Source organism: Staphylococcus sp. GDY8P45P, from assembly GCF_017892745.1.
Classification (GTDB): Bacteria; Bacillota; Bacilli; order Staphylococcales; family Staphylococcaceae; genus Staphylococcus; species Staphylococcus cohnii.
This window is the reverse complement of record NZ_JAESLS010000006.1, coordinates 369822-395329: the sequence shown is the minus strand read 5'-3', so window position 1 is coordinate 395329 and position 25508 is coordinate 369822. Positions and strand designations below refer to the sequence as shown.

Below are 25508 nucleotides of genomic sequence, written 5' to 3'. Positions count from 1 at the left end.
GCTTAGCCAAATTAAGTCAAAGTCAATTGAACATTGGCTTTGACTTTTTCCTTTTTAATAAGTAATTTAATCAAACGTAAAAGGAGAGATAAAAGTGGCCAAAAGAGATTATTATGATATCTTAGGTGTTAGTAAAGATGCCTCTAAAGATGAAATAAAAAAGGCTTACCGTAAATTATCAAAAAAATATCATCCTGACATCAATAAAGAAGAAGGTGCAGACGAAAAGTTCAAGGAAATTTCAGAAGCATATGAAACGTTAAGTGATGAAAACAAGCGTGCAAACTATGATCAATTTGGTCATGATGGACCACAAGGTGGATTTGGCGGCCAAGGATTTGGTGGTCAAGACTTTAGCGGTTTCGGCGGCGGTTTCGAAGATATATTCAGTTCATTCTTCGGTGGTGGACGTCAAAGAGATCCAAATGCACCTAGAAAAGGTGATGACCTACAATATACAATGACTGTTACTTTTGAAGAAGCTGTATTCGGTACAAGCAAAGAGATTTCAATACGCAAAGATGTAACTTGTCATACTTGTGATGGTGAAGGTGCAAAACCGGGGACTAAGAAAAAAACGTGTCATTACTGTAATGGTTCAGGACATGTTGCTGTAGAACAGAATACAATATTAGGTAGAGTTAGAACTGAAAAAGTTTGTCCAGTATGTAGTGGTTCTGGTCAAGAATTTGAAGAACCTTGTCCGACATGTCACGGTAAAGGAACTGAAAACAAAACAGTTAAAATTAATGTTACAGTGCCAGAAGGTGTAGATAATGAACAACAAATAAGATTAGCAGGTGAAGGCGCGCCAGGAGAAAATGGTGGACCACAAGGTGATCTATACGTTGTATTTAGAGTTAAACCTTCTGAAACATTCGAAAGGGACGGCGACGATATTTACTTTTCACAAGATATCAGCATCGCTCAAGCAACACTTGGTGATGAAATTAAAGTCCCAACTTTAAAAGGTCATGTTATATTAACAATTCCTGGCGGAACACAATCAGGAAAACAATTCCGTCTTAAAGAAAAAGGTGTAAAAAATGTTCATGGCTATGGCTATGGTGATTTATTTATCAACGTGAAAGTTGTCACACCTACTAAGATAAATGAACGTCAAAAAGAATTGTTAAGAGAATTTGCTGAAATTGATGGTGAATCATTAACTGAGCAACCGTCAAATTTTAAGGATAAAGCAAAAAGATTCTTTAAGGGAGAATAAAATATGAACTGGACTGAAATATCAATCACTGCAAATCATGATGCCATACCAATTATTTCTAATATTTTAGAAGAATTTGGATCAAACGGAGTTGTTATCGAAGATTCATTAGATCTTCGAAATGATTTTGCTGATAAATTTGGTGAAATTTATGAACTAAATCCTGATGATTACCCAGTTAATGGCGTAAGAGTTAAAGCATATTTTAATGAAATAAAATATACTCAGGATTTTAAAAATGATCTGATTCAAAAAATTAAAAATATCGAATCTTTGGATGCAAAAATATTTGAATATCAACAACAAACAATTCAAGAACATGATTGGGAAAATGAATGGAAAAACTATTTTCATCCGTTTAGAGCGTCTGCTAAATTTACAATTGTTCCAAGTTGGGAAACATATCAAAAAGAAGACGAAAATGAAATGTGTATTGAGTTGGATCCAGGTATGGCCTTTGGTACAGGTGATCATCCAACGACAAGTATGTGCTTGAAAGCTATTGAAACTTTCGTGAAGCCAGATGATTCAGTGATTGATGTTGGTACAGGTTCAGGCATACTTAGCATTGCATCATATTTATTAGGAGTAGAACGCATAAAAGCGATTGATGTAGATGAAATGGCCATTAAAGTTGCGAAAGAAAACTTTGAAAAAAACAATTGTGTTAAAGCTATTGAGGCTGCGCCAGGCAATTTACTTACAGAAGAAACTGAAAAGTTTGATGTCGTTATTGCAAATATTTTAGCTCATATTATTGAAGAAATGATTGAAGATGCTTATAATACGTTAAATAAAGATGGTTATTTTATAACTTCTGGTATTATCACAGAGAAACACGAAACAATTTTAGTACAGATGAAGCGTGTAGGGTTTAAAATCATTTCTATTAATCATGAAAACGGTTGGGTATGTATCGTTGGACAGAAAGTGAGCGATTAAGCAATGCAGAGATATTTTATTGACCAAAACGCTGATATAAATCAGCGTTTTTTTATTACAGATCAAAATGATATACATCATATTACAAAGGTAATGCGATATCAAATTGGTGACCAAATTATTATTACTTTTTCAGATCAAAGCGTTTATAAATGTAAAATCGAAAATATGACTATGGCGCAAATTGAAATTACTTTAATAGAAAAAATAGATATCGATTCTGAATTACCACAACATATAACAATTTGCAGTGGGTTAATTAAAGCGGATAAGTATGAATGGATGATACAAAAATCCACAGAGTTAGGTGCAAGTCAATTTATCGCTGTTGGTATGCAAAGATCCGTTGTAAAACTAAATGAAAATAAAGTCATCAAAAAGTTAGAACGTTGGCAAAAAATTATAAAAGAAGCTGCTGAACAAAGTTATAGGCTAATTATTCCAGAAATAGAGTATAAGTCGAATTTAAAAGAAATTTATGATATTATAAATGAATATGATTATGTATTGATTGCTTATGAAGAATCTGCTAAGTGTGGGGAAAAAAGTACTTTTAAGGCAGTTGTTCAAAAATTTGAACCTGGTGATCGTGTGTTAATCATTTTTGGGCCTGAAGGTGGCTTGTCTGAATCAGAAATTAAGTTATTTGGTAGTTCAGCATACCAAGTTGGTCTAGGGCCTAGGATATTAAGAGCTGAAACTGCACCGCTATATACTTTAAGTGCTGTAAGCTTTCAAAAAGACTTATTGGGGTGATATTTATGTCAACAGTTGCATTTCATACATTAGGATGTAAAGTGAATCATTATGAAACAGAAGCAATTTGGCAATTATTTAAAGAAGCAGATTACGATCGTGTTGATTTTGAAACAAATGCTGATGTATTTGTTATTAATACGTGTACGGTAACTAATACAGGTGATAAAAAAAGCAGACAAGTCATTAGACGTGCTATAAGACAAAATCCAGAGGCAGTGGTATGTGTAACTGGTTGTTATGCACAGACATCTCCTGCTGAAATTATGGAAATACCTGGCGTAGATATTGTGGTCGGCACTCAAGATCGGACGAAGTTAATCGGTTATATCAATGAGTTTAAAAAAGAAAGACAACCAATTAATGGTGTGGGAAACATCATGAAAAATCGTACATATGAAGAATTAGAAGTTCCATACTTTACAGATAGAACAAGAGCCTCGTTGAAGATACAAGAAGGGTGCAATAATTTTTGTACTTTCTGTATTATTCCTTGGGCTCGTGGCTTAATGCGATCTAGAGACCCCGAAAAAGTGATAGAACAAGCAACTACACTTGTAAATTCAGGGTATAAAGAAATTGTTTTAACTGGTATTCATACAGGTGGATATGGTCAGGATTTAAAAAATTATAATTTAGCACAATTATTACGTGACTTAGAAACTGTAGATGGCTTAGAGCGTATTAGAATTTCTTCGATTGAAGCAAGTCAATTAACAGATGAAGTTATTAGTGTAATTGAGCAATCAAACAAAGTTGTACGTCATCTTCATATCCCATTACAATCTGGGTCTGATTCAGTGTTGAAGAGAATGAGAAGAAAATATACTATGGCTCATTTTTCAGAGCGATTGACTCGTTTACATGAAGCACTACCTGGATTAGCAGTCACAAGTGATGTCATTGTTGGTTTCCCAGGTGAAACTGAAGAAGAGTTCCAAGAAACATATGATTTTATTGTTGAACACAAATTTTCAGAATTACATGTATTTCCTTATTCTTCAAGAATTGGCACACCAGCTGCTAGAATGGACGACCAAGTTGATGAAAATATTAAAAATGAACGTGTACATCGCTTAATTCATTTAAGCGATCAGCTTGCTAAAACGTATGCATCAAAATTTGATCAAGAAGTACTTGAAGTTATTCCAGAAGAAGTTGGCAGTGAGCCAGGGACATTAATAGGTTTTGCTGATAATTATATGAAAGTTCAATTCGCTGGCGATGAATCTCTAATCGGTGAACTCGTAAAGATAAAAATCACTCAACCTGATTACCCAATCAATCAAGGTGAATTACTAAGAGTGGTAAATCATGCTACCAATACAACAGAACATTCTGTTACTGTATAAAATTTAATTGATAATGATTCAATGCAAACACCTCTACATGGTGTAAAATGAATCATGAAATTAAAATTTTACTAATTGACCACATTAATCAGATATATTATACTAATTAATACATGGTAATTACCGTGTAATGATTATAAAGTTTCGTTGATATTTGGAGGGAGGGAAATACACATGTCTAAAACAGTAGTCAAAAAGAACGAATCACTTGAAGATGCGTTACGTCGTTTCAAACGTACAGTTTCTAAAAGCGGTACAATTCAAGAAGTACGTAAACGTGAATTTTACGAAAAACCTAGCGTTAAACGTAAAAAGAAATCAGAAGCTGCACGTAAACGTAAATTCAAATAATTAATTGTTTCGTTGACTCCCTCAACACCAACATTAATTATAAACCATAATAGCCTTAGTTGTTCATACAGCTAAGGCTATTTTTATTTATTAACGTAGATAAATGAACTACACTATATATTCCTATTTATGATTTTCATAAGCATTAGAAAATCTTGTACTTAGTTTAAAAATTACCATATTCACGTTAATCAAGTATTAATGTCGTACATCTCGTGTAGCTGGTTGAAATTGATTATTTTTCTGGGAATATCATTTAATAATAAATGAATAATATTACGATTTTTATTGTGTAAACGGTATAATCATATATTTATTTCATGTATAATTAAATTGAGAGTGAGGTGATAAAGTGATTCCTTCGATGAGCAGTATACATACTATCTTTTCAACCAAACTTGTTGAAAACGGAAACTGGATAGACAATGTTTCTAACTTTATTGTTAGTCCAATAGGTGCTTTGATATTAACTTGTATTATCTTCTTAGGTTTTTTGTACCAGTTATATTCAAATAGAATAAATATTGTCGGAATTATATCAACATTAGCATTATTCATTTTCTTTTTAGGATTTTTTGTAAAAGGGGATGTCAACTTTTATTCTGTTGTTTTATTCGCCATTGGTGTGATATTCGTTATCATTGAATTATTTGTAGTGGGTGCAATTATTGGCATTATAGGTATGGCGTTAATCGTTTTCAGTATTGTTACTTTAGGTGATAATCTAGTGTACATGATTGCTAATGTTGTCGTAGCCTTAATATTATCAATCATAGAATGGGTGATACTTGTGAAATTTTTCAAACGTAAAATACCGTTTTTAGATAAAGTTGTATTGAAGGATTCTACAAATGCAGAAGCAGGTTATACATCACATGAAGATCGCTCTCATTTAGTTGGAGAAGTTGCAACTACATCTACAGATTTGAGACCAGCAGGAATTATTATTTATAACAATGAACGTATCGATGCAGTTTCAGATGGTTCTTTTATATTACGGAATAAACAAGTTACTATTCTGGAAGTTGAAGGTACTCGAGTTGTTGTGAGAGAAATAGAAACATAAAGGAGAATGAGTATGATTGGAATTTTAATTATAGCAGTTATAGTCGTAATTGCATTATTGTTATTATTTTCATTTGTACCTGTTGGATTGTGGATTTCAGCAATCGCAGCGGGTGTAAAAGTAGGCATTGGTACCCTAGTAGGTATGAGATTACGTAGAGTTTCTCCACGTAAAGTAATATCACCTTTAATTAAAGCTCATAAAGCAGGGCTAAACTTGACAACGAACCAACTTGAATCACATTATTTAGCAGGTGGTAATGTTGACCGTGTTGTTGATGCAAATATCGCTGCACAAAGAGCTGATATTAATTTACCTTTTGAACGTGGTGCAGCTATTGACTTAGCAGGACGTGACGTGTTAGAAGCAGTTCAAATGTCTGTAAATCCAAAAGTAATTGAGACACCATTTATCGCCGGTGTTGCAATGAATGGTATCGAAGTTAAAGCAAAAGCAAGAATCACAGTACGTGCGAATATTGCAAGATTAGTCGGTGGTGCTGGAGAAGAAACGATTATTGCACGTGTTGGTGAAGGTATTGTTTCTACAATTGGTTCTAGTGAACATCACACACAAGTGCTTGAAAATCCTGATAATATTTCTAAAACAGTTTTAAGTAAAGGTTTAGATTCAGGTACAGCTTTTGAAATTTTATCAATCGATATTGCAGACGTAGACATTAGCAAGAACATTGGTGCAGATTTACAAACTGAACAAGCGCTTGCTGATAAAAATATCGCACAAGCAAAAGCCGAAGAACGCCGTGCAATGGCAGTAGCACAAGAACAAGAAATGAAAGCAAAAGTACAAGAAATGCGCTCTAAAGTTGTTGAAGCGGAAGCAGAAGTTCCACTAGCTATGGCTGAAGCATTACGTTCAGGAAATCTTGGAGTGAAAGATTATTATAATCTGAAAAATGTTGAAGCAGATACTGGTATGAGAAATTCTATTAACCAACGTACAAAAAAAGAAGATGATGAATCACCGGAATAATAAATAGGGGTGATTAAATGAATATAGGTATTATTATCTTTGTAGTATCTGTCATTTTTACGATAATTGGTGCTATTAACGATGATAGTCATAAAAAGCGAAAAAAACAACAACCGCCAGCTAATAAACAGCCGAATCAGTCTGAAACACCACCAAAAAAACGTGGTTTCCTTGAAGAAGTTGGAAAAACATTTTCTGAGTTAGAAAAACAATTTAATGATGGTCCTTTTACTCAGGAAGAACATACACCAAAGCAGAATAAACCTGCTGAAACACGAGCTGAAAAGATGGAAACTGAGACGCCTCAACAAGAAACATCAACGGTTCCTAAACATAATGAAACCGAAGCTGAAAAAGTAAAACGTGAGCAAAAGCAACAAGATGATACACTTCAAAAAGAGCTTGAAGCTGATTTAATGGGCAAAATGGAAGACGTACGTAATGAAATCGATCGTGAAACTGAGAAAAAAATACAAAGAACTGAGAAAAAAGCACGAGAAATTATTTCTGATAAATATTTATCAGAGAGAACTAAGCGTTATCGTTTAAAACAGTTAATGAATGCGCATTCTGTTCAAAGCTCTGACACAAATGCTCAATATAGATTTGCTGATGATGAAGTTGTTAATGGTATTATTTGGTCTGAAGTTTTAGAAAGACCAAAAAAATTATAAATTTATTTAAACTCAACTTATAAAGTTAGATTTTTGACTTTGTAAGTTGAGTTATTTTTAATTTCAAAATATATAATGATCGTTAATTTTTATACTATACTTTCTTAATGCTCTGGTTTACATAAAAATAACAATTTATGTTAATTTTTAATTCACTTTGAAATAATATGAGAATATTTCATGATATAATAACATTGAAGTTGCAGTATGATTTATTCAAATTGTTAATTTTATAATAATGGTTATTTCATATCATGCATCATAATTATTTTTGTAACTTAAAATCTAATAGGATAAAATAATAGAAACGAATATATTTGTAAAGGAGCAACTATATGCCTGGAATTATTCAAATAGATGACATCAATGAAGCACAAGCACTCATTGGTAATAATGATGAAAATCTTAAATCAATTGAAGAAGGATTTGATGTCATAATACATGCTCGAGGACAAGAAATAGCCGTAAAAGGTGAAAAAATTGAGCATGTAGAACAAGCAGAATCAGTACTGATTAATTTATTAAAAGTAATACAGCAAGGCGTAACTATATCGCTCAAGGATGTAGAAGCCGCTGTTAAAATGGCAAAAAATGGTACGATTCATTACTTATTAGATTTATATGATGACGAAATTACTAAAGACGCGTTTGGTAAAACAATACGGGCTAAAACTATGGGACAAAGACTTTATGTTAATGCTATGTATCATAATGACTTGGTATTTGGCGTTGGACCAGCAGGTACAGGGAAAACATTTTTAGCCGTCGTTTATGCCGCTAAGCAACTGCGAAAAGGTAATGTTAAACGTATCGTGTTGACAAGACCTGCAGTAGAAGCTGGTGAATCATTAGGATTTTTACCTGGTGATTTGAAGGAGAAAGTAGATCCTTATTTGCGCCCGTTATATGATGGTTTAAATACTGTTTTAGGAAGAGAACAAACTGCTAGATTTATCGAGCGTGGCGTTATAGAAATAGCACCATTAGCATATATGAGAGGGAGAACACTTGATGATGCATTTGTTATTTTAGATGAAGCGCAAAACACTACGCATGCTCAGATGAAAATGTTCTTAACAAGGTTAGGTTTTGGTTCGAAAATGGTTGTAACTGGTGATAAGACACAAATTGACTTACCTAAAGGTGTTAAAAGTGGGCTTAAAGAAGCAATAGCAAAGTTACACAATGTTAAAGGTCTAAGTATCCATCATTTAGACCAAAACGACGTTGTCCGTCATCCACTTGTAAGTAAAATAATTGATCGTTATGAGGGAGAAGAGTAAATGTTTACAATAGATTTTAATGATCATACTGAATTAGTTGATAACAACTGGTTTAAGCAAATAGACGATCTTCTTACTTTTGCAAAAGAACAAGAAGGAATAGATAACGATGCTGAATTATCTGTGACATTTGTAGACAAAGCAGAAATTCAACAAATTAATAAAATGTATCGAGATAAAGACAAAGTAACAGATGTAATATCCTTTGCTTTAGAAGAAGATGAACCCGAAATTAGTGGTTTAGACATACCTAGAGTACTCGGAGATATTATCATATGCACTGAAGTTGCTCAATCACAGGCAGATGCATATGGACATTCGTTTGAAAGAGAACTTGGCTTCCTTGCCCTTCATGGTTTTTTACATTTATTAGGCTATGATCACATGGATGAAGCGGATGAAAAAGAAATGTTTGGTCGTCAAGATGAAATTTTAAATGCCTACGGGTTGCCAAGAGATTAGAGGTAGCTATGAAACGTTTTAAATATGCTTTTCAAGGTTTACTGGTCCTCTTTAGTAAAGATAAAAAGTTTTTAATCCATATTATTTTTGCAGTTATTGCAATTTTTCTTAGTATTTATTTAAAAATAAATACAGTTGAATGGATTTTAATCCTCATTGCTATAGGATTCGTGTTAACATTTGAAGCCATAAATACAGCACTTGAATATGTAGTGGATTTGATTACAGATGAATATCATGACTTTGCAAAGAAAGCTAAAGATACAGCAGCTGCTAGTGTTATGCTTGCTTCAATAATTGCGTTGGCAATTGGACTTATCGTTTTTTTACCATATTTTATAAAATAAACAATACGATTTTTAATCTATCTATATACTAAGCAGCAGTTAGTTTGAAATAACAATACAAAATTAAAAATTGAATAGGAGTGTTAAATTATGGCATACCAACCTGATTATTTTAAGGAAGTAAGAAAAGCACAAAGTAATGCTTATGCACCATACAGTAAATTTAAAGTAGGTGCATATTTAATTACAAAAGATGGTAAAACATATCACGGTGCAAATGTAGAAAATGCCGCTTATCCATTAGGTATTTGTGCAGAAAGGTCAAGCCTTGTTGCAGCTATTGCTGATGGATACCGACCAGGCGATTTCGATTCGATTACTGTAACCGTTGATGCAGAATCACCTTCTTCGCCTTGTGGTTCTTGTAGACAAGTGTTAAAAGAGCTTTGTGATGATGAAATGCCTGTATATATGACCAATCATAAGGGTGACATGATACAATCTACAGTTAGTGATTTGTTACCTCTAGGATTTTCTGGAAAGGATTTAAACTAATGACAGCACATAAATCAGGATTTGTAACAATTATTGGTAGACCTAATGTAGGTAAATCTACCTTTGTAAATCGCGTCATCGGACATAAAATTGCTATTATGTCTGATAAAGCACAAACGACAAGAAATAAAATTCAAGGTGTAATGACTCAAGAAGATGCACAAATTATATTTTTAGATACGCCAGGTATACACAAACCTAAACATAAATTAGGCGATTATATGATGCGTGTGGCGACTAACACGTTATCGGAAATTGATGCTATTATGTTTATGGTCAATGTTAATGAAGATATTGGTCGTGGTGATGAATACATTATGGAAATGTTAAAATCAGTTAAAACACCAGTATTTTTAGTGTTAAATAAGATTGACTTAGTACATCCAGATGAACTTATGCCAAGAATAGAAAAATATAAAAAATATATGAATTTCACTGAAATTGTTCCTATATCTGCATTAGAAGGTTTAAATGTTGAGCATTTTATCAATGTTATTAAATCTTATTTACCAGAAGGGCCCAAATATTACCCGGATGACCAAATTTCCGATCACCCTGAACAGTTTGTAGTGAGTGAACTTATCCGAGAGAAAATATTACATCTTACAAATGAAGAAATTCCACATGCGATTGGAGTCAATGTTGATCGAATGATTAAAGAAGATGAAGATCGAGTGAGAATAGAAGCTACTATTTTTGTGGAACGCGATTCACAAAAAGGGATAGTTATAGGTAAAGGTGGCAAAAAACTCAAAGAAGTTGGGAAAAGGGCACGCCAAGATATTGAAGGGTTATTAGGCTCTAAAGTGTATTTAGAATTATGGGTAAAAGTTCAAAAAGATTGGCGAAACAAAGTTAACTTTATTCGTCAAATGGGATATTTAGAAGATCGAGATTAATTTGAGAGTCGGTGAGCTAAAATGTTAATCAAACAAAAGGGTATTATTATTAAAACAATTGATTATGGCGAATCCGATAAAATCATCACAATTTTAAATGAATATGGTGCAAAAATTCCACTTATGGTTCGACGCGCCAAAAAGAGTAAGAGTGGTTTGCAAGCTAATACGCAACTATTTGTGTATGGCTTGTTTATTTATTCCAAATGGAAAGGCATGGGAACTTTAAGTTCTGTAGATGTCATCGACCAAAATTACCATTTGCGATTAGATATTTATGAGAGTAGTTACGCTAGTTTATGTACTGAAACGATAGATCGATCCATTGAAAATGATGAACTGTCGCAATTTAGTTACGAGTTATTACACTTTGTATTAGCTAAAATTAAAAGTGGTGTATCCGCTCAATTGATGTCAGTCATCGTATTGATTAAATCAATGTCAAAGTTTGGCTTCAGCGCAATATTTAATCATTGCGTTGTCACTGGTGATGACGACCAATCTAAGCTCATTGGCTATAGTTTTAAATTTGATGGTGCAATTTCAAATCATGCAAATCAACAAGATCCAAATGCGTTGCTACTGTCCAATAGAACACTTTATTTATTAGATGTGTTACAAAACTTACCGATAAGTAAAATGAGCGCTTTAAGTATTCATCAAGATATCGTTGATGAGATGTCGCAATTGATGATAATGTTATATAGTGAATATGCTGGCATGTATTTCAAAAGCCAAAAACTTATTAATCAATTACAAAGATTAGATAATTCAAATTAATTCTATAAATAGGGTCAAGTTCAATCAATCATTAAATTTTATAAAAAATAAAAACGTCAATTTCTATAAATTGTATAGAAATTGACGTTTTTCATTTAGTTCGACCACTTTTAAGGGTCGATAGATATATTGAAATTAAAATTTAACTTTTTCTGTTAAGAAACTTTCTAATTCAGCAATCGGCATACGTACTTGTTCCATCGTATCTCTGTCTCGTACCGTTACTTGCTGGTCTTCTAGTGAATCGAAATCAAATGTTATACAGTATGGTGTGCCGATTTCGTCTTGACGACGGTAACGTTTACCAATTGATTGTGATTCATCAAAATCAATTGCAAAGTTTGCGCTTAACTGTTCAAATATTTTAATTGCATCACCAGATAATTTTTTACTTAATGGTAAAACAGCAGCTTTATATGGTGCTAATGCAGGATGGAAGTGTAATACAGTTCTTGAATCTTTACTACCTTCAACACCTTCTTCTGCATATGCATCACAAAGGAATGCTAAAGTAACTCGATCCGCACCAAGTGAAGGTTCGATACAATATGGTAGGTATTTTTCACCAGTTTCTTGGTCATGATATTGGAAATCTTCACCAGAATGTTCACTATGTTGTTTTAAATCATAATCTGTTCTACTTGCAATACCCCATAATTCTCCCCAACCAAATGGGAAACGATATTCTATATCAGTTGTTGCATTTGAGTAATGTGATAACTCGTCTGCATCATGGTCACGTAAGCGCGTTGCAGATTCACTTAAATTTAAATCTTTTAACCATTGGCTTGCAAAAGTTTTCCAATAATTTTGCCACTCTATTTCTTCACCAGGCTTACAGAAGAATTCTAATTCCATCTGTTCAAATTCACGTGTTCTAAAGATGAAGTTACCAGGTGTAATTTCATTACGGAATGACTTACCAATTTGGCCAATTCCGAATGGCAATTTTTTACGCATTGTACGTTGAACATTTTTGTAATTGACGAAAATACCTTGTGCAGTTTCAGGACGTAAGAAAATTTCATTTGTTGAATCTTCCGTAACACCTTGGAATGTTTTGAACATCAAATTAAATTGACGAATATCTGTCCAATTAGCAGTGCCACTTACTGGACAAACAATACCTTCTTCATCAATAATACGTTTCATTTCATCGAAACTTAGACCATCAGCAACGAAATTTTCATCGCCTTTTTCATTTGCCATATAGTCTTCTATTATTTTATCTGCACGATAACGAATTTTACTGTCTTTATTGTCTATCATTGGATCATTAAAGTTACCTAAATGCCCAGACGCTTCCCATGTTTTTGGGTTCATTAAAATTGCTGCATCGATCCCAACGTTATATGGAGATTGCGTGATAAATTTTTGCCACCAGGCTTTTTTAATATTGTTTTTTAATTCAACACCTAATGGACCATAGTCCCATGTATTTGATAATCCACCATAAATGTCACTACCAGGGAATACAAAACCTCTATGTTTTGCTAACTGAACGATTGTTTCCATATCTTTTGCCAAAAAAACCACTCCTTTTAACATAAAAAACGCCCCAAGACAAAGAAAAAGCCAAAAAACTTAATCATTGTCTTGGGACGAGTTAATTAATTTTAATCACATATAATTTATGTGTTTTTAATAAATTTTTAATAACCCGCGGTTCCACCCAATTTAGTGTGTACACTCGCTTTTGAAACTTCATTTGAAATTGTAGCCAATTGTTTTGTTAAGCTTTCACCACCCTTAACTCGCTTTAAATACAATTTTAATGTATTGGTTGATTATTAGCAAGTAAATATATGTATTTGTAGCAATTTATAATTCAATGTATAATTAAATGTAATGAGTAAAGGGGTGAAGTCTTATAGAACTGAGTAAAAGACAACAACAAATTGTTGATATTGTCAAAAATAATGGACCTATTACTGGTGAACATATAGCAGAACATCTTAGTCTTACTAGAGCGACCTTGAGACCAGATTTAGCAATACTCACAATGTCTGGTATTTTAGAAGCTCGTCCACGTGTAGGCTACTACTATTCTGGAAAGCCAAAAAATAAATTAATTGCTGATCAATTAAAACAATATATTGTTAAAGATTACGCATCACACCCTGTAGTAGTAAAAAACGAAATGTCTGTTTATGATGCAATTTGTACAATATTTCTAGAGGATGTTAGTACGTTGTTTGTTATAAATAATGAAGGAGATTTTATAGGCGTTTGTTCTCGAAAGGATTTATTACGTGCGTCAATGATAGGTAAGGATATACATACGATGCCTGTTAATATTATAATGACACGTATGCCTAATTTAAGCTTTGTACTTGAAGACGAGCGTGTAATATTTGCTGCAAATCTAATGATTGAAAAAGAAATAGATTCTTTACCAATTGTGATTAAAAAAGAAAATGGAAAATATGAAGTTAAGGGCCGTATATCTAAAACAACAATTACAAAAATATTTGTCTCTTTACTAAATGAATAGGTGGTATGTATTAAATGAAAAATATTAAAATTATTGTTGCTTCTGACTCAGTAGGTGAAACTGCTGAACTTGTAGCAAGAGCTTGCATTTCACAATTCAACCCAAATCAATGTGAAAGTGAAATAAGTAGGTATCCGTATATTGAAGCTTTAGAAAATGTAGATGAAGTAATCTCAGTTGCAAAAGACACTGAAGCGATAGTTGTTTATACATTAGTGAAGCCAGAAATAAGAAAGTATATGGAAGCGAAAATAAAAGAATTTCAAATTAAGTCTGTAGACATTATGGGTCCACTGATGAATATATTATTAGATAAAATTGATGAACAACCTTATTTTGAACCAGGACTTGTGCATCAATTAGATGAAGCATATTTTAAAAAGATTGATGCAATAGAATTTGCAGTAAAATATGATGATGGTAAAGATCCAAAAGGTTTAGATAAAGCTGACATTGTTCTATTAGGCATATCTAGAACTTCAAAAACGCCTCTGTCACAATATCTTGCACATAAAAGTTATAAAGTGATGAATATCCCAATTGTGCCAGAAGTAACACCACCAGATAATTTATTTAACGTTGACACTTCAAAATGCATTGCATTAAAGATAAGTGAAGACAAATTAAATCGCATCAGAAAAGAAAGATTAAAACAATTGGGCTTAGGAGATAGTGCAAGATATGCTACAGAGCAACGTATTGTAGAAGAACTAAATTACTTTAATGAATTAGTTGAAAAGATTGGCTGCCCTGTGATAGACGTTACTGATAAAGCGATTGAAGAAACTGCAAATGATATTATTAGTATCATTGAGCAAAATAGTTTCTTAAAATAAGAAATTCTATTATAATATGATAACTACTGTCTAATAGGTGATAATTTTGCGAATTGAACAAGCAACAATTAATGAAATTAAAGAGAAAACGGATATTCTCGATTTAGTAAGTGAATATGTTAAATTAGAAAAAAGAGGACGCAATTACATTGGGTTGTGTCCTTTTCATGATGAAAAAACCCCATCGTTTACTGTTTCTGAAGATAAACAAATTTGCCATTGCTTTGGTTGCAAAAAAGGAGGGAACGTCTTTCAATTTACTCAAGAAATTAAAGACGTTTCTTTTACTGAAGCAGTAAAATTATTAGGTGAACGTGTAAATATTGAAGTTGAAACGCCTCAGACAGCGTCAGATCAACATCCTAATCATCAAATTGCTTCTGAAGATTTGCAAATGATTGAAATGCATGAATTAATGCAAGATTATTATCATTACGCCTTAAAGAAAACTGTTGAAGGTGAAGCAGCGTTAAATTATTTAAAAGAGCGTGGCTTTACTGATGAACTCATAGATAGTCGGAAAATAGGGTATGCGCCTAAAAATGCAAATTTTTGTCATGACTTTTTACAGAAGAAAGGTTATGATATTCAACTAGCATATGAAGCGGGTTTATTGTCTAGAAACGAAGAAAATTTCAGCTATTATGATCGTTTCAGAGATAGAATTATGTTCCCATTAACAAATGCACAAGGGCGAACTGTTGGTTATTCAGGGAGAACATATACAAATCAAGAGCCAAAATATCTTAACAGTCCTGAAACACCGATATTTCAAAAAAGAAGATTATTATATAACGTTGATCAAGCCAGAAAAGCGATTCGAAAAAATGATGAAATTATTCTACTCGAAGGTTTTATGGATGTGATAAAAGCCGATTATGCAGGATTACATCAAGTCGTAGCAAGTATGGGAACACAGATTTCACAAGAACATATCGCATTTATGAAAAAACTCACTTCAAATGTGACGCTGATGTTTGACGGGGATTTTGCTGGTAGTGAGGCCACTTTAAAATCTGGTCAAATATTGTTACAACAAGGTTTTAATGTATTTGTAGTACAACTTCCGAAAAACATGGATCCAGATGAGTATATTGGAAAACACGGTGCAGATGCGTTTAATTATTTTGTTGAACATGAAAAAAAGTCATTCATTCTTTATAAAGTGCACATGCATCAAGAAGAAATTGAAAATAATGATTTGGCATATGAAAGATATTTAAAAGAAATCACGAATGACATTTCATTAATGAAGTCCTCAATTTTACGTAAAAAAATATTGCAAGACGTGTCAGAATTGTTTAAAGTAAGCATGGACAGTTTAAATATTGAAGTAGGACAACGTGAAGATTATTATCAACCACAGTCATATCAATTTCCTAGTGTGCCACAATTCACTAATTTAAATAAACAAGAAAAGGCAGAGCGTGCTTTATTAAAACACTTTATGAATGATAAGGATATTTTCTTGAATTATCATAAATTACTTCAATCAGAAGACTTTACAAATCAGTATTTTAAGCGTATATTTAATGTTTTACATGAGTTTTATTCTGAGAATGATACGTTTAATATTAGTGATGTTTTACAATATATCGATTCAAATGAAATTAAAGAAGCATTTATATCATTGGATAACTATATGATAAATGAAGAACCCTATGAACATGAAATCGATGATTATTTAAACACACTTTTAACAAATAGAAATGAAGAAACGATTGAATCGCTTAATCATAAGTTACGGGAGGCTTCTAGATTAGGTGATTTAGAGTTGCAGAAATATTACCTAGAAAAAATTGTAAACTTCAATAAAAATAGAATGAATTAAATAAAAAATGAATATATTTGTATATTATTGGGTTTAACAACTTGAATAAATCGTATGAATTATGGGTAGATAATATTAAGATTATCTATCAAATGATATCACGGTTTCAAGTTGATATTATATTCGGGAGGCCTTTTCATGTCTGGAAATAAAGTTACACTTAAAAAGCAAACAATTGACCCATCTCTAACTTTAGAAGATGTAAAAAAACACTTAATTGAAAAAGGTAAAAAAGAAGGGCATCTTAGCCACGAAGAGATTGCAGAGAAATTGCAAAACTTCGAGATGGATTCTGATCAAATGGATGAACTATTTGATCAATTAACAGATAACGATATCAGTTTGGTAAACGAAAAAGATAGTTCTGACAAAGATGCTAAATTAAATCCTAATGATTTAAGTGCTCCTCCAGGTGTTAAAATTAATGACCCTGTACGTATGTATCTTAAAGAAATCGGACGTGTCGATTTATTAAATGCGCAAGAAGAAATAGAATTAGCTAAAAGAATTGAACAAGGTGACGAAGTCGCTAAATCAAGATTAGCTGAAGCAAACTTGCGTTTAGTAGTCAGTATAGCCAAAAGATATGTTGGCCGTGGCATGCTTTTCTTAGATTTAATTCAAGAAGGTAATATGGGCTTAATTAAAGCAGTTGAAAAGTTCGATTTCAATAAAGGATTTAAATTTTCAACATATGCAACTTGGTGGATACGTCAAGCAATTACACGTGCAATTGCAGACCAAGCTCGTACAATACGTATTCCAGTGCATATGGTAGAAACAATCAATAAATTAATCCGTGTACAAAGACAACTATTACAAGATTTAGGTCGTGATCCAGCTCCAGAAGAAATTGGTGAAGAAATGGATTTACCACCTGAAAAAGTAAGAGAAATATTAAAAATAGCTCAGGAGCCAGTTTCATTAGAAACACCAATTGGTGAAGAAGACGATAGTCACTTAGGTGATTTTATCGAAGACCAAGAAGCTCAAAGTCCATCTGATCATGCGGCTTATGAATTATTAAAAGAACAACTGGAAGATGTCTTAGATACATTAACTGACAGAGAAGAAAATGTACTACGCTTGCGTTTTGGACTTGACGACGGAAGAACACGTACGCTAGAAGAAGTTGGTAAAGTCTTCGGTGTTACTAGAGAGCGTATTCGTCAAATTGAAGCTAAAGCATTGAGAAAATTAAGACATCCGAGTAGAAGTAAACGTCTTAAAGACTTTATGGACTAATTTTTCAGCTCTTTTGTACCTTGTCGTACAAAAGAGCTTTTTACATTTACATAGAGGAGCGCTTTTATGGTTACATTAAATGAAAGATTAAAAAAAGTGAGTACATTTATAACAGGAGATTGCTTAGCAGATATTGGTTCAGATCATGCATATCTTCCGATTTATGCGATTGAAAATAATTTAGTCAAAAATGCAATTGCTGGAGAAGTAATCAAAGGTCCATTCGAAGCTTCGAAAAAGAATGTTGTAGAACATGATTTAGTAAATCATGTTGATGTTAGATTAGGTGATGGATTATCGATAATACAGTCGAATGATCAAATCAATTCCATTACAATTTGTGGTATGGGTGGGCCACTAATAGCTAAAATCCTTGAAGAAGGTAAAGAAAAATTAACCGCACATCCGAGGCTTATTTTACAAAGTAACATACAATCTAGCGCGATTAGAAATTTGTTAGAATCCATGCATTATAATATTATTGAAGAAGTAATTTTAGAAGAAAAAGGTCATATCTATGAAATAATCGTAGCAGATTTTTGTGAACAACAGCCACAAACACTTACTAAATCGGAATTAAAGTTTGGACCGATTTTATTAAAAAAGAAACATGAATTATTTTTCAAAAAATGGGAAAGAGAACGACAAGCATTGCAAAAAATCAAAAGTCATTTGGACTCTGAAAGACATGGCGAGCGATTAAATGAAATTAACAACGAAATCAATTTAATTAATGAGGTGTTGTAAATGAAAGTCAAAACGTTACTTCAAATAATAAATCAACATGTACCATTTAAAACTGCAGAATCATGGGATAATGTTGGCTTGTTAATCGGAGATGAATCTGCTGAAATTTCAGGTGTTTTAACCGCTTTAGATTGTACCAATGAGGTCGTTGATGAAGCAATAAATCATGATTTTAACACTATTATTTGTCATCATCCACTCATATTTAAAGGTGTTAAAAATATCATTCATCAAGATGGTTATGGCGCTATTTTACGAAAGTTAATTAAAAATGATATGAATTTAATTGCTTTGCATACAAATCTAGATGTTTACCCAAAAGGTGTTAATGCGATGTTAGCAGAAAAACTTCAATTGAATAATCAACATATCTTGAATCCAGAAATTTTAAAATACTATAAAGTGCAAGTGTTTATACCAGAAGCAAACCTTAAATCATTTAAAGATGCTTTGAGTGATGCAGGTTTAGCTGAAGAAGGAAATTATAAATATTGTTTCTTTGAGAGCCCAGGAAATGGGCAATTCAAACCCACTGGTAATGCTCAACCACATATTGGAACATTAGATAAAATCGAAGAAGTTAACGAGTTTAAATTAGAATTTATGATTGATGAAAACCAAAAGCAATTAGCAGAACAATTAATTAAAACGAACCATCCATATGAAACGCCAGTTTTTGATTTTATAGAAATGGAAAAAGAAGCAAATTACGGTTTAGGTATGATTGGAGAATTGGAATCTGAGATGGATGCACCTACTTTTGTGAAGCATGTCAAAACACAATTGGAAATGCCAAGTGTTAGATTTATTGGAAATTTAAAGCAAACGATTAAAAAGGTTGCGATTATAGGTGGTTCGGGTATTGGATTTGAGTATCAAGCGGATCAACAAGGCGCAGACATTTTTATAACTGGTGATATCAAACATCATGATGCCTTAGATGCAAAAATTGCGGGTATTAACTTATTAGATATTAATCATTATAGTGAATATGTAATGAAAGATGGTTTGTGTGACTTATTAATTAATTGGATTAAACCGGATGATATTACTTTTGAAATTAAGGCATCTAAACTCAACACGGATCCGTTTAATTATTTATAATTGTTATTGATATAACTGGAAGAAATAAAATTTCATTAATCCTTCCGACTAAGAATAGTTGAAATTTGGAAAAGATAATTATTTAAAATTTTATTTCAGTCAACGACTACCATTTACTTTAGGCTGAGGCATTACTTTATGTCCCAGCCTCTCTTACTTTCAAACTATATTTACCATCAACGGTTAGATAAAAAAATAATTAGTTCAAAATCGTTTGTGAATGCTTTATAATAGAAAAGATGAAGATTTAAGGAGGCCAAATCATGGCAAATCACCCATTTGATAAGTTTAATTTAGACCCTAGTTTAATTGACGCGGTACGAAATTTGAACTTTAATCAACCTACAGAAGTACAAAATAGAGTAATTCCAAAAATATTAAAACAAGTAAACTTAATTGGACAATCACAAACAGGCACTGGCAAATCCCACGCCTTTTTATTACCATTAGTACATTTAATAAATGTCGATGTTAAAGAACCACAAGCAATCATTGTTGCACCAACAAGAGAATTAGCACAACAATTATTTGATGTTGCTAGCCATTTAGCTGATTATAAAGGTGGCTTATCTGTTAAACTTTTCATTGGTGGCACTGATATTGAAAAAGATAGACAACGCGCTAAGAACCAACCGCAACTTATTATAGGTACGCCAACACGGATAAACGACCTAGCTAAACATGGGGATTTACATGTGCACTTAGCTTCTTATTTAGTTGTGGATGAAGCTGACTTAATGATTGATTTAGGATTAATAGAAGAGGTAGACCATATTGCTACACGCTTAGATGAACAATCTCATATAGCTGTGTTTAGCGCTACAATCCCTAAATCATTACATCCATTTTTAAATAAATATTTAGAAAATCCTGAATACGTTGAAATTGAAAATGTTCAAAAGAATAACAAAAACATTGAATTCTTTTTAATTCCAACAAAGGGAGAGGCAAAGATAGAAAAAACGATAAAACTCATTGATATTTTAAATCCATATCTATGTATTATATTTTGTAATAGTCGTGATAATGCAAACGAACTTGCAGACCAGTTAAATGCTGCGGGATTAAAATTAGGTATGATTCATGGTGGTTTAACTCCTAGAGAGCGTAAACAACAAATGAAACGTATTCGTAACTTAGAATTTCAATTTGTTATCGCAAGTGATTTAGCTTCACGTGGGATAGATATTGAAGGCGTAAGTCATGTCATTAACTTTGATGTACCAAATGATATTGATTTCTTCACGCATCGTGTTGGACGTACTGGTAGAGGTCAATATAAAGGTGTTGCAATTACCCTATACAGCCCTGAGGAAGAAGAAAACATCGCGTTAATAGAACAACGAGGTTATCAATTTGAGAATGTTGATATAAAAAACGATGAATTGACACCAATAAAGGCACACAATACACGACAATCACGTAAAAATAAAGATGATCATTTAACAAACGAATTAAAAAACAAAGTGAAGAGAAACAAGAAAAAAGTAAAACCTGGCTATAAGAAAAAATTCCAACGTGATCTAGAACATTTAAAACGTCAAGAGCGTAAAAAATTCAGTAAGAAACAAAATCGTCAAGCCAGAAAAAATAAATAAAGGATTGGTGACTACTATGTTATTAGGATCTCACGTATCTATGAATGGCAAGAAAATGTTAGCAGGTTCAGCTGAAGAAGCACATAAATTCGGTGAATCTACTTTCATGATTTATACAGGTGCACCACAAAACACAAGAAGAAAGCCTATAGAAGAATTAAATATTGATCAAGGTCAAGAATTGATGCAAACTTATGGGCTTTCAAATATTGTAGTGCATGCACCTTATATTATAAATATTGCGAATACTGTTAAACCTCATGTGTTTAATTTAGGTGTTGAATTTCTACAAAGTGAAATTGAAAGAACTCAAGCAATAGGAGCTAAAGATATAGTATTGCATCCAGGTTCACATGTAGGAGAAGGTGCAGATGCTGGTATTAATAAGATCATAGAAGGACTAAATGAAGTACTTACAAATGATAATAATGTACGCATCGCACTTGAAACAATGGCTGGTAAAGGGTCAGAAATTGGAAGAAATTTTGAAGAAATCGCTCGAATTATAGATGGCGTTAAGCATAATGAACGTTTATCTGTGTGTTTCGATACTTGTCATACACATGATGCAGGCTATAACGTAAAAGAAGATTTCGATGGTGTATTAAATGAATTTGATAAGATTATTGGTATCGATAGAATAAAGGTTGTTCATGTAAATGATAGTAAAAATGATATTGGCGCACATAAAGATAGACACGAAAATATAGGCTTTGGTTATATCGGTTTTGATGCTTTAAATTATATCGTTCATCATGATACGTTCAAAGATATTCCCAAAATACTTGAAACACCATATGTAGGTGAAGATAAAAAGAATAAAAAACCACCGTATAAATTTGAAATTGAAATGCTTAAACAACAACAATTTGATCCTGAGTTAAAGGATAAAATTTTAATGCAATAACACTTAAAAAGACTGGATAATAACCAAATAAAGTACTGAATAAAATAATGTTTTGAAGGATGGAATAGTAAACTCAATTTATAATTGGGCTCTATTTCATCCTTTTTGTTAATTCGTAAACATTACTATTTACATAATTGTTAACAAGTTGTATAGTATAGAACGAGGTGAAAAGATGACTACTCCAGTGTTCGAATTAAAAAATATTGATTATTATTTTGAAAACAAAAAAGTATTAGAAAACATAAACATTAAAATAAATAAAGGTCAATTTTTGGCTATAGTTGGACCAAATGGTGCTGGTAAATCAACTTTGCTAAAAATTATATTAGGACTTTTACCTTTGCAAAAAGGTGAAATATTTGTAGATGGCAAAGCATATAATGGAAAGCAATCTTTATATAAAATTAGTTATGTTTCACAAAAAGCCCAAGCATTTAAAGCGGGCTTTCCTGCGAGTGTCAAGGAAGTTGTTATGAGTGGGCTTACAAAACGTAAAAAGTTATTTCAATGGTTTAATAAAAATGATGAACATAAAGTGGTGGACGTATTAAATCGTTTGAATATAGGTCATTTAATTAATAAAAATATTGCAGAATTATCGGGTGGGCAACAACAACGTGTATTAATAGCGCGAGCTTTGATTAGCAACCCCTCAGTACTTATACTAGATGAACCGACTAACGGTATAGATGCAAAACACGTTAGTGAATTCTATGAAACATTAGAGACCTTAAAAAATGAAGGAGTAACAATCATTTTAGTTACCCATGATATAGGTGTTGTAGCAGATACCGCTACAGAAGTAGCATGTTTAAACAAGCATCTACATTTTCATGGCACAACAGAGGATTTTAAGTCGTTAGATGAAGTGGAAATATCTAAAATATATGGTCATCCTATTCAATTTGTAGACCATCAACATAATAGGGAGTGTTGTTCATCATGATTGAGGCATTATTAAATTTTGATTTTATGAGATACTCTCTGATAAGTGGTATTTTGATTGGCTTTATTGCCCCATTAATCGGTGCATTTATTGTTGTTCGAAGGCTATCTTTAATTGCAGATGCATTAAGTCACGTTACACTTGGCGGTATTTCTTTTGGTATGTTTTTCGTGACGATTGCACCTGCACTTACATTTATTAATCCGATGTGGTTTGGGATATTATTCGCAGTCATTGGTGCATTATTAATCGAAAAGCTTAGGACATCGTATAGTAATTACCAAGAAATCGCGATACCAATTATTATGAGTGCAGGCATAGCATTAAGTGCTATTTTTATTTCATTAGCAGATGGTTTTAATCAAGAAATTGTTGGTTTATTATTTGGTTCCATTAGTGCTGTAACTATCAGTGATTTATCAACCATTATCGCAATCGTTATCATCGTATTAGCATTTATATTGTTATTTTACAAAGAGTTATTCATACTATCATTCGATGAAGAATATAGTAAAGTTATAGGTATTCCGAAATGGATACAGTTTTTATTTATCATTATAGTCGCAATGGTCATATCAGCATCTATGAGAGTAGTAGGTATATTACTAGTAAGTGCATTAATTACATTGCCGATAGCTATCGCAATGCGTATGACAAAAGGTTTCAAACAACTGATTATATTGAGTGTGTTAATTGGAGAATTTTCAGTTATAGCAGGGCTAGTATTAGCATTTTATATGAATATTTCTCCTGGTGGCGTGATTGTCGTATTACTTGTTCTTTTATTAGCAATAATGATGTCATATCAAAAGTTCAAATTAAAAACTGTGAAAGGGGCTATTAATAATGAAAATAGACGAAGCAATTAATATTCTAAAAGCAGAAGGACACAAATATACAAATAAAAGAAGAGATATGATAAATGTTTTTATAGAAGAAGATAAATATATTAACGCAAAACATATACAACAAAAATTAGATAAAGATTATCCAGGTATTTCATTTGATACGATATATCGAAATTTACATTTATTTAAAGATTTAGGTATCGTTGAGGGCACGGAACTCGATGGTGAAATGAAATTTAGAATTGCATGTACAGATCATCATCACCATCATTTTATTTGTGAATCCTGTGGTGATACAAAAATAATTGATTTTTGTCCAATTGAACAGATAAAAGCGTTTTTACCTAAAGTTGCAATCCACACCCACAAATTAGAAGTTTATGGAGTATGTGAAGCTTGTCAGCATGCTTAAAATTTCCAGTGTATCTCTAAATGTAAAATAGCACCAATCGACGCTTATTACAAAAAAGTTTCCTTCTAAACATAGGTCAATAGTCTGAATTATATTGAATTTTTAAAATACTTTGTCTATTATGTTTAAAATGCACTAATTTGAGATATAATAATAAAGGAACTAAAGATAACAAATATAATTTTATGACTTTTGAATAAGTTTGTAAGCATATTCATTGTTGTAATCATTTTTAGTTGTTATGCTTTATTTACAGATTAATTAGGAGGATGATTATTTATGGCTTTTGAATTACCAAACTTACCTTATGGTTCTGACGCATTAGAACCACATATTGATCAACAAACAATGGAAATCCATCACGACAAACATCATAACACTTATGTTACTAAATTAAATGCAGCAATTGAAGGTACTGATTTAGAGTCTAAATCAATTGAAGATATTATTGCAAATTTAGACAGTGTACCAGAAGATATTCAAACAGCTGTTAGAAATAATGGTGGTGGACACTTAAACCATTCATTATTCTGGGAATTATTAACTCCAAACTCTGAAGAAAAAGGAACTGTAGTTGATAAAATTAAAGAACAATGGGGTTCTTTAGATGCATTTAAAGAAGAATTTGCAGATAAAGCTGCAGCTCGTTTTGGTTCAGGATGGGCTTGGCTAGTTGTTAATAATGGTAATTTAGAAATTGTTACAACTCCAAACCAAGATAACCCACTTACAGAAGGTAAAACACCAATCCTAGGCTTAGACGTTTGGGAACATGCTTATTATCTTAAATACCAAAACAAACGCCCAGAATATATTAGTGCTTTCTGGAACGTTGTAAATTGGGAAAAAGTTGATGAATTATATAACGCTGCTAAATAATTAAGCTTCTATTTTTGACGGCCTTACACAGGT

Annotated in this window: 27 protein-coding genes; 26 read left to right on the top strand and 1 reads right to left on the bottom strand. The window is 32.3% G+C overall.

Going from position 1 to position 25508, the window contains the following annotated elements; genetic code table 11:
• The first annotated feature begins 94 nt into the window (after window positions 1–94).
• The 14 genes from dnaJ (at window position 95) to recO (ending at window position 11625) form a co-directional block, all read left to right on the top strand.
• Window positions 95–1225, top strand: coding sequence for a molecular chaperone DnaJ (gene dnaJ, locus KA873_RS06625; protein ID WP_107384908.1), 1131 nt, complete (start codon window positions 95–97; stop codon window positions 1223–1225).
• Window positions 1226–1228: 3 nt separating this feature from the next.
• Window positions 1229–2167, top strand: a complete 939-nt coding sequence (gene prmA / locus KA873_RS06620) for a 50S ribosomal protein L11 methyltransferase (protein WP_107505107.1) — start codon at window positions 1229–1231, stop codon at window positions 2165–2167.
• A 3-nt stretch (window positions 2168–2170) separates the two neighbouring features.
• A complete protein-coding gene (locus KA873_RS06615) occupies window positions 2171–2923 on the top strand; it encodes a 16S rRNA (uracil(1498)-N(3))-methyltransferase (RefSeq protein ID WP_107384910.1) in 753 nt (250 codons plus the stop codon).
• Between the two features lie 5 nt (window positions 2924–2928).
• On the top strand, window positions 2929–4275 hold the full coding sequence (mtaB, locus tag KA873_RS06610; RefSeq protein WP_107505106.1) for a tRNA (N(6)-L-threonylcarbamoyladenosine(37)-C(2))-methylthiotransferase MtaB: 1347 nt from the start codon (window positions 2929–2931) through the stop codon (window positions 4273–4275).
• 174 nt (window positions 4276–4449) lie between these two features.
• Complete coding sequence (gene rpsU / locus KA873_RS06605; protein WP_002483157.1) at window positions 4450–4626, top strand: 30S ribosomal protein S21; 177 nt, start codon at window positions 4450–4452, stop codon at window positions 4624–4626.
• Between the two features lie 364 nt (window positions 4627–4990).
• The gene (locus KA873_RS06600) at window positions 4991–5692 is read left to right on the top strand and encodes an NfeD family protein (protein WP_154409384.1); all 702 of its coding nucleotides are present in this window, start codon (window positions 4991–4993) and stop codon (window positions 5690–5692) included.
• A gap of 6 nt (window positions 5693–5698) precedes the next feature.
• Window positions 5699–6685, top strand: coding sequence for a flotillin-like protein FloA (floA, locus tag KA873_RS06595; protein ID WP_026034799.1), 987 nt, complete (start codon window positions 5699–5701; stop codon window positions 6683–6685).
• A gap of 17 nt (window positions 6686–6702) precedes the next feature.
• Window positions 6703–7359 (top strand): hypothetical protein, encoded by a 657-nt coding sequence (locus tag KA873_RS06590; RefSeq protein ID WP_107505105.1) that lies wholly within the window; start codon window positions 6703–6705, stop codon window positions 7357–7359.
• Between the two features lie 335 nt (window positions 7360–7694).
• Complete coding sequence (locus tag KA873_RS06585; protein WP_107385076.1) at window positions 7695–8642, top strand: PhoH family protein; 948 nt, start codon at window positions 7695–7697, stop codon at window positions 8640–8642.
• Entirely contained in the window at window positions 8643–9104 is a 462-nt protein-coding gene (gene ybeY, locus KA873_RS06580; protein ID WP_107385075.1) for an rRNA maturation RNase YbeY, read from the top strand. It abuts the gene before it with no gap.
• An 8-nt stretch (window positions 9105–9112) separates the two neighbouring features.
• Complete coding sequence (locus KA873_RS06575) at window positions 9113–9451, top strand: diacylglycerol kinase family protein (protein ID WP_107505153.1); 339 nt, start codon at window positions 9113–9115, stop codon at window positions 9449–9451.
• A 90-nt stretch (window positions 9452–9541) separates the two neighbouring features.
• Window positions 9542–9946 carry a cytidine deaminase gene (gene cdd / locus KA873_RS06570; RefSeq protein WP_210140195.1) on the top strand — a complete coding sequence of 135 codons (405 nt, stop codon included), beginning with the start codon at window positions 9542–9544 and terminating at the stop codon, window positions 9944–9946.
• On the top strand, window positions 9946–10845 hold the full coding sequence (gene era, locus KA873_RS06565; RefSeq protein ID WP_107385073.1) for a GTPase Era: 900 nt from the start codon (window positions 9946–9948) through the stop codon (window positions 10843–10845). The genes cdd and era overlap by 1 nt, the downstream gene beginning before the upstream one ends.
• 21 nt (window positions 10846–10866) lie before the next feature.
• Complete coding sequence (gene recO, locus KA873_RS06560; RefSeq protein ID WP_107385072.1) at window positions 10867–11625, top strand: DNA repair protein RecO; 759 nt, start codon at window positions 10867–10869, stop codon at window positions 11623–11625.
• 135 nt (window positions 11626–11760) lie between these two features.
• On the opposite strand, the gene KA873_RS06555 is transcribed toward recO, so the two are convergent.
• On the bottom strand, window positions 11761–13152 hold the full coding sequence (locus tag KA873_RS06555) for a glycine--tRNA ligase (protein ID WP_040030033.1): 1392 nt from the start codon (window positions 13150–13152) through the stop codon (window positions 11761–11763).
• A gap of 343 nt (window positions 13153–13495) precedes the next feature.
• On the opposite strand from KA873_RS06555, the gene ccpN reads away from it, so the two are divergent.
• From ccpN to KA873_RS06495, 12 genes are all read left to right on the top strand, one after another.
• The gene (gene ccpN, locus KA873_RS06550) at window positions 13496–14119 is read left to right on the top strand and encodes a transcriptional regulator CcpN (RefSeq protein ID WP_071560292.1); all 624 of its coding nucleotides are present in this window, start codon (window positions 13496–13498) and stop codon (window positions 14117–14119) included.
• A gap of 14 nt (window positions 14120–14133) precedes the next feature.
• Window positions 14134–14955 (top strand): pyruvate, water dikinase regulatory protein, encoded by an 822-nt coding sequence (locus KA873_RS06545; protein WP_107505152.1) that lies wholly within the window; start codon window positions 14134–14136, stop codon window positions 14953–14955.
• Window positions 14956–15001: 46 nt separating this feature from the next.
• Entirely contained in the window at window positions 15002–16786 is a 1785-nt protein-coding gene (dnaG, locus tag KA873_RS06540; protein WP_107505151.1) for a DNA primase, read from the top strand.
• Window positions 16787–16924: 138 nt separating this feature from the next.
• Window positions 16925–18031 carry an RNA polymerase sigma factor RpoD gene (rpoD, locus tag KA873_RS06535; protein WP_046208153.1) on the top strand — a complete coding sequence of 369 codons (1107 nt, stop codon included), beginning with the start codon at window positions 16925–16927 and terminating at the stop codon, window positions 18029–18031.
• 66 nt (window positions 18032–18097) lie between these two features.
• Window positions 18098–18778 carry a tRNA (adenine(22)-N(1))-methyltransferase gene (locus tag KA873_RS06530; protein WP_210140194.1) on the top strand — a complete coding sequence of 227 codons (681 nt, stop codon included), beginning with the start codon at window positions 18098–18100 and terminating at the stop codon, window positions 18776–18778.
• Window positions 18779–19882: a Nif3-like dinuclear metal center hexameric protein gene (locus KA873_RS06525; protein ID WP_107505149.1), complete on the top strand. Its 1104-nt coding sequence runs from the start codon at window positions 18779–18781 to the stop codon at window positions 19880–19882. It begins immediately after the preceding gene.
• A gap of 263 nt (window positions 19883–20145) precedes the next feature.
• A complete protein-coding gene (locus tag KA873_RS06520; protein WP_107386515.1) occupies window positions 20146–21480 on the top strand; it encodes a DEAD/DEAH box helicase in 1335 nt (444 codons plus the stop codon).
• 16 nt (window positions 21481–21496) lie between these two features.
• Complete coding sequence (locus KA873_RS06515; RefSeq protein ID WP_107386514.1) at window positions 21497–22387, top strand: deoxyribonuclease IV; 891 nt, start codon at window positions 21497–21499, stop codon at window positions 22385–22387.
• Window positions 22388–22562: 175 nt separating this feature from the next.
• Complete coding sequence (locus tag KA873_RS06510) at window positions 22563–23336, top strand: metal ABC transporter ATP-binding protein (RefSeq protein WP_107386513.1); 774 nt, start codon at window positions 22563–22565, stop codon at window positions 23334–23336.
• Window positions 23333–24205, top strand: coding sequence for a metal ABC transporter permease (locus tag KA873_RS06505; protein ID WP_019469358.1), 873 nt, complete (start codon window positions 23333–23335; stop codon window positions 24203–24205). Before KA873_RS06510 ends, KA873_RS06505 begins: the two co-directional genes overlap by 4 nt.
• The gene (locus tag KA873_RS06500; protein WP_107386512.1) at window positions 24183–24596 is read left to right on the top strand and encodes a Fur family transcriptional regulator; all 414 of its coding nucleotides are present in this window, start codon (window positions 24183–24185) and stop codon (window positions 24594–24596) included. The genes KA873_RS06505 and KA873_RS06500 overlap by 23 nt, the downstream gene beginning before the upstream one ends.
• 279 nt (window positions 24597–24875) lie before the next feature.
• Window positions 24876–25475 carry a superoxide dismutase gene (locus tag KA873_RS06495; protein WP_107505353.1) on the top strand — a complete coding sequence of 200 codons (600 nt, stop codon included), beginning with the start codon at window positions 24876–24878 and terminating at the stop codon, window positions 25473–25475.
• Window positions 25476–25508: the final 33 nt, after the last annotated feature.

Bases quoted from the DNA above. Each gene is read 5' to 3' on its own strand.
- KA873_RS06500 (WP_107386512.1), top strand. From the start codon at position 24,183: ATGAAAATAGACGAAGCAATTAATATTCTAAAAGCAGAAGGACACAAA.
- rpoD (WP_046208153.1), top strand. From the start codon at position 16,925: ATGTCTGGAAATAAAGTTACACTTAAAAAGCAAACAATTGACCCATCT.
- rpsU (WP_002483157.1), top strand. From the start codon at position 4,450: ATGTCTAAAACAGTAGTCAAAAAGAACGAATCACTTGAAGATGCGTTA.
- era (WP_107385073.1), top strand. From the start codon at position 9,946: ATGACAGCACATAAATCAGGATTTGTAACAATTATTGGTAGACCTAAT.
- KA873_RS06615 (WP_107384910.1), top strand. From the start codon at position 2,171: ATGCAGAGATATTTTATTGACCAAAACGCTGATATAAATCAGCGTTTT.
- recO (WP_107385072.1), top strand. From the start codon at position 10,867: ATGTTAATCAAACAAAAGGGTATTATTATTAAAACAATTGATTATGGC.
- cdd (WP_210140195.1), top strand. From the start codon at position 9,542: ATGGCATACCAACCTGATTATTTTAAGGAAGTAAGAAAAGCACAAAGT.
- KA873_RS06575 (WP_107505153.1), top strand. From the start codon at position 9,113: ATGAAACGTTTTAAATATGCTTTTCAAGGTTTACTGGTCCTCTTTAGT.
- KA873_RS06510 (WP_107386513.1), top strand. From the start codon at position 22,563: ATGACTACTCCAGTGTTCGAATTAAAAAATATTGATTATTATTTTGAA.
- floA (WP_026034799.1), top strand. From the start codon at position 5,699: ATGAGTATGATTGGAATTTTAATTATAGCAGTTATAGTCGTAATTGCA.
- KA873_RS06520 (WP_107386515.1), top strand. From the start codon at position 20,146: ATGGCAAATCACCCATTTGATAAGTTTAATTTAGACCCTAGTTTAATT.
- KA873_RS06590 (WP_107505105.1), top strand. From the start codon at position 6,703: ATGAATATAGGTATTATTATCTTTGTAGTATCTGTCATTTTTACGATA.
- KA873_RS06530 (WP_210140194.1), top strand. From the start codon at position 18,098: ATGGTTACATTAAATGAAAGATTAAAAAAAGTGAGTACATTTATAACA.
- ybeY (WP_107385075.1), top strand. From the start codon at position 8,643: ATGTTTACAATAGATTTTAATGATCATACTGAATTAGTTGATAACAAC.
- KA873_RS06495 (WP_107505353.1), top strand. From the start codon at position 24,876: ATGGCTTTTGAATTACCAAACTTACCTTATGGTTCTGACGCATTAGAA.
- KA873_RS06545 (WP_107505152.1), top strand. From the start codon at position 14,134: ATGAAAAATATTAAAATTATTGTTGCTTCTGACTCAGTAGGTGAAACT.
- KA873_RS06515 (WP_107386514.1), top strand. From the start codon at position 21,497: ATGTTATTAGGATCTCACGTATCTATGAATGGCAAGAAAATGTTAGCA.
- KA873_RS06585 (WP_107385076.1), top strand. From the start codon at position 7,695: ATGCCTGGAATTATTCAAATAGATGACATCAATGAAGCACAAGCACTC.
- KA873_RS06525 (WP_107505149.1), top strand. From the start codon at position 18,779: ATGAAAGTCAAAACGTTACTTCAAATAATAAATCAACATGTACCATTT.
- KA873_RS06505 (WP_019469358.1), top strand. From the start codon at position 23,333: ATGATTGAGGCATTATTAAATTTTGATTTTATGAGATACTCTCTGATA.
- KA873_RS06600 (WP_154409384.1), top strand. From the start codon at position 4,991: ATGAGCAGTATACATACTATCTTTTCAACCAAACTTGTTGAAAACGGA.
- prmA (WP_107505107.1), top strand. From the start codon at position 1,229: ATGAACTGGACTGAAATATCAATCACTGCAAATCATGATGCCATACCA.
- mtaB (WP_107505106.1), top strand. From the start codon at position 2,929: ATGTCAACAGTTGCATTTCATACATTAGGATGTAAAGTGAATCATTAT.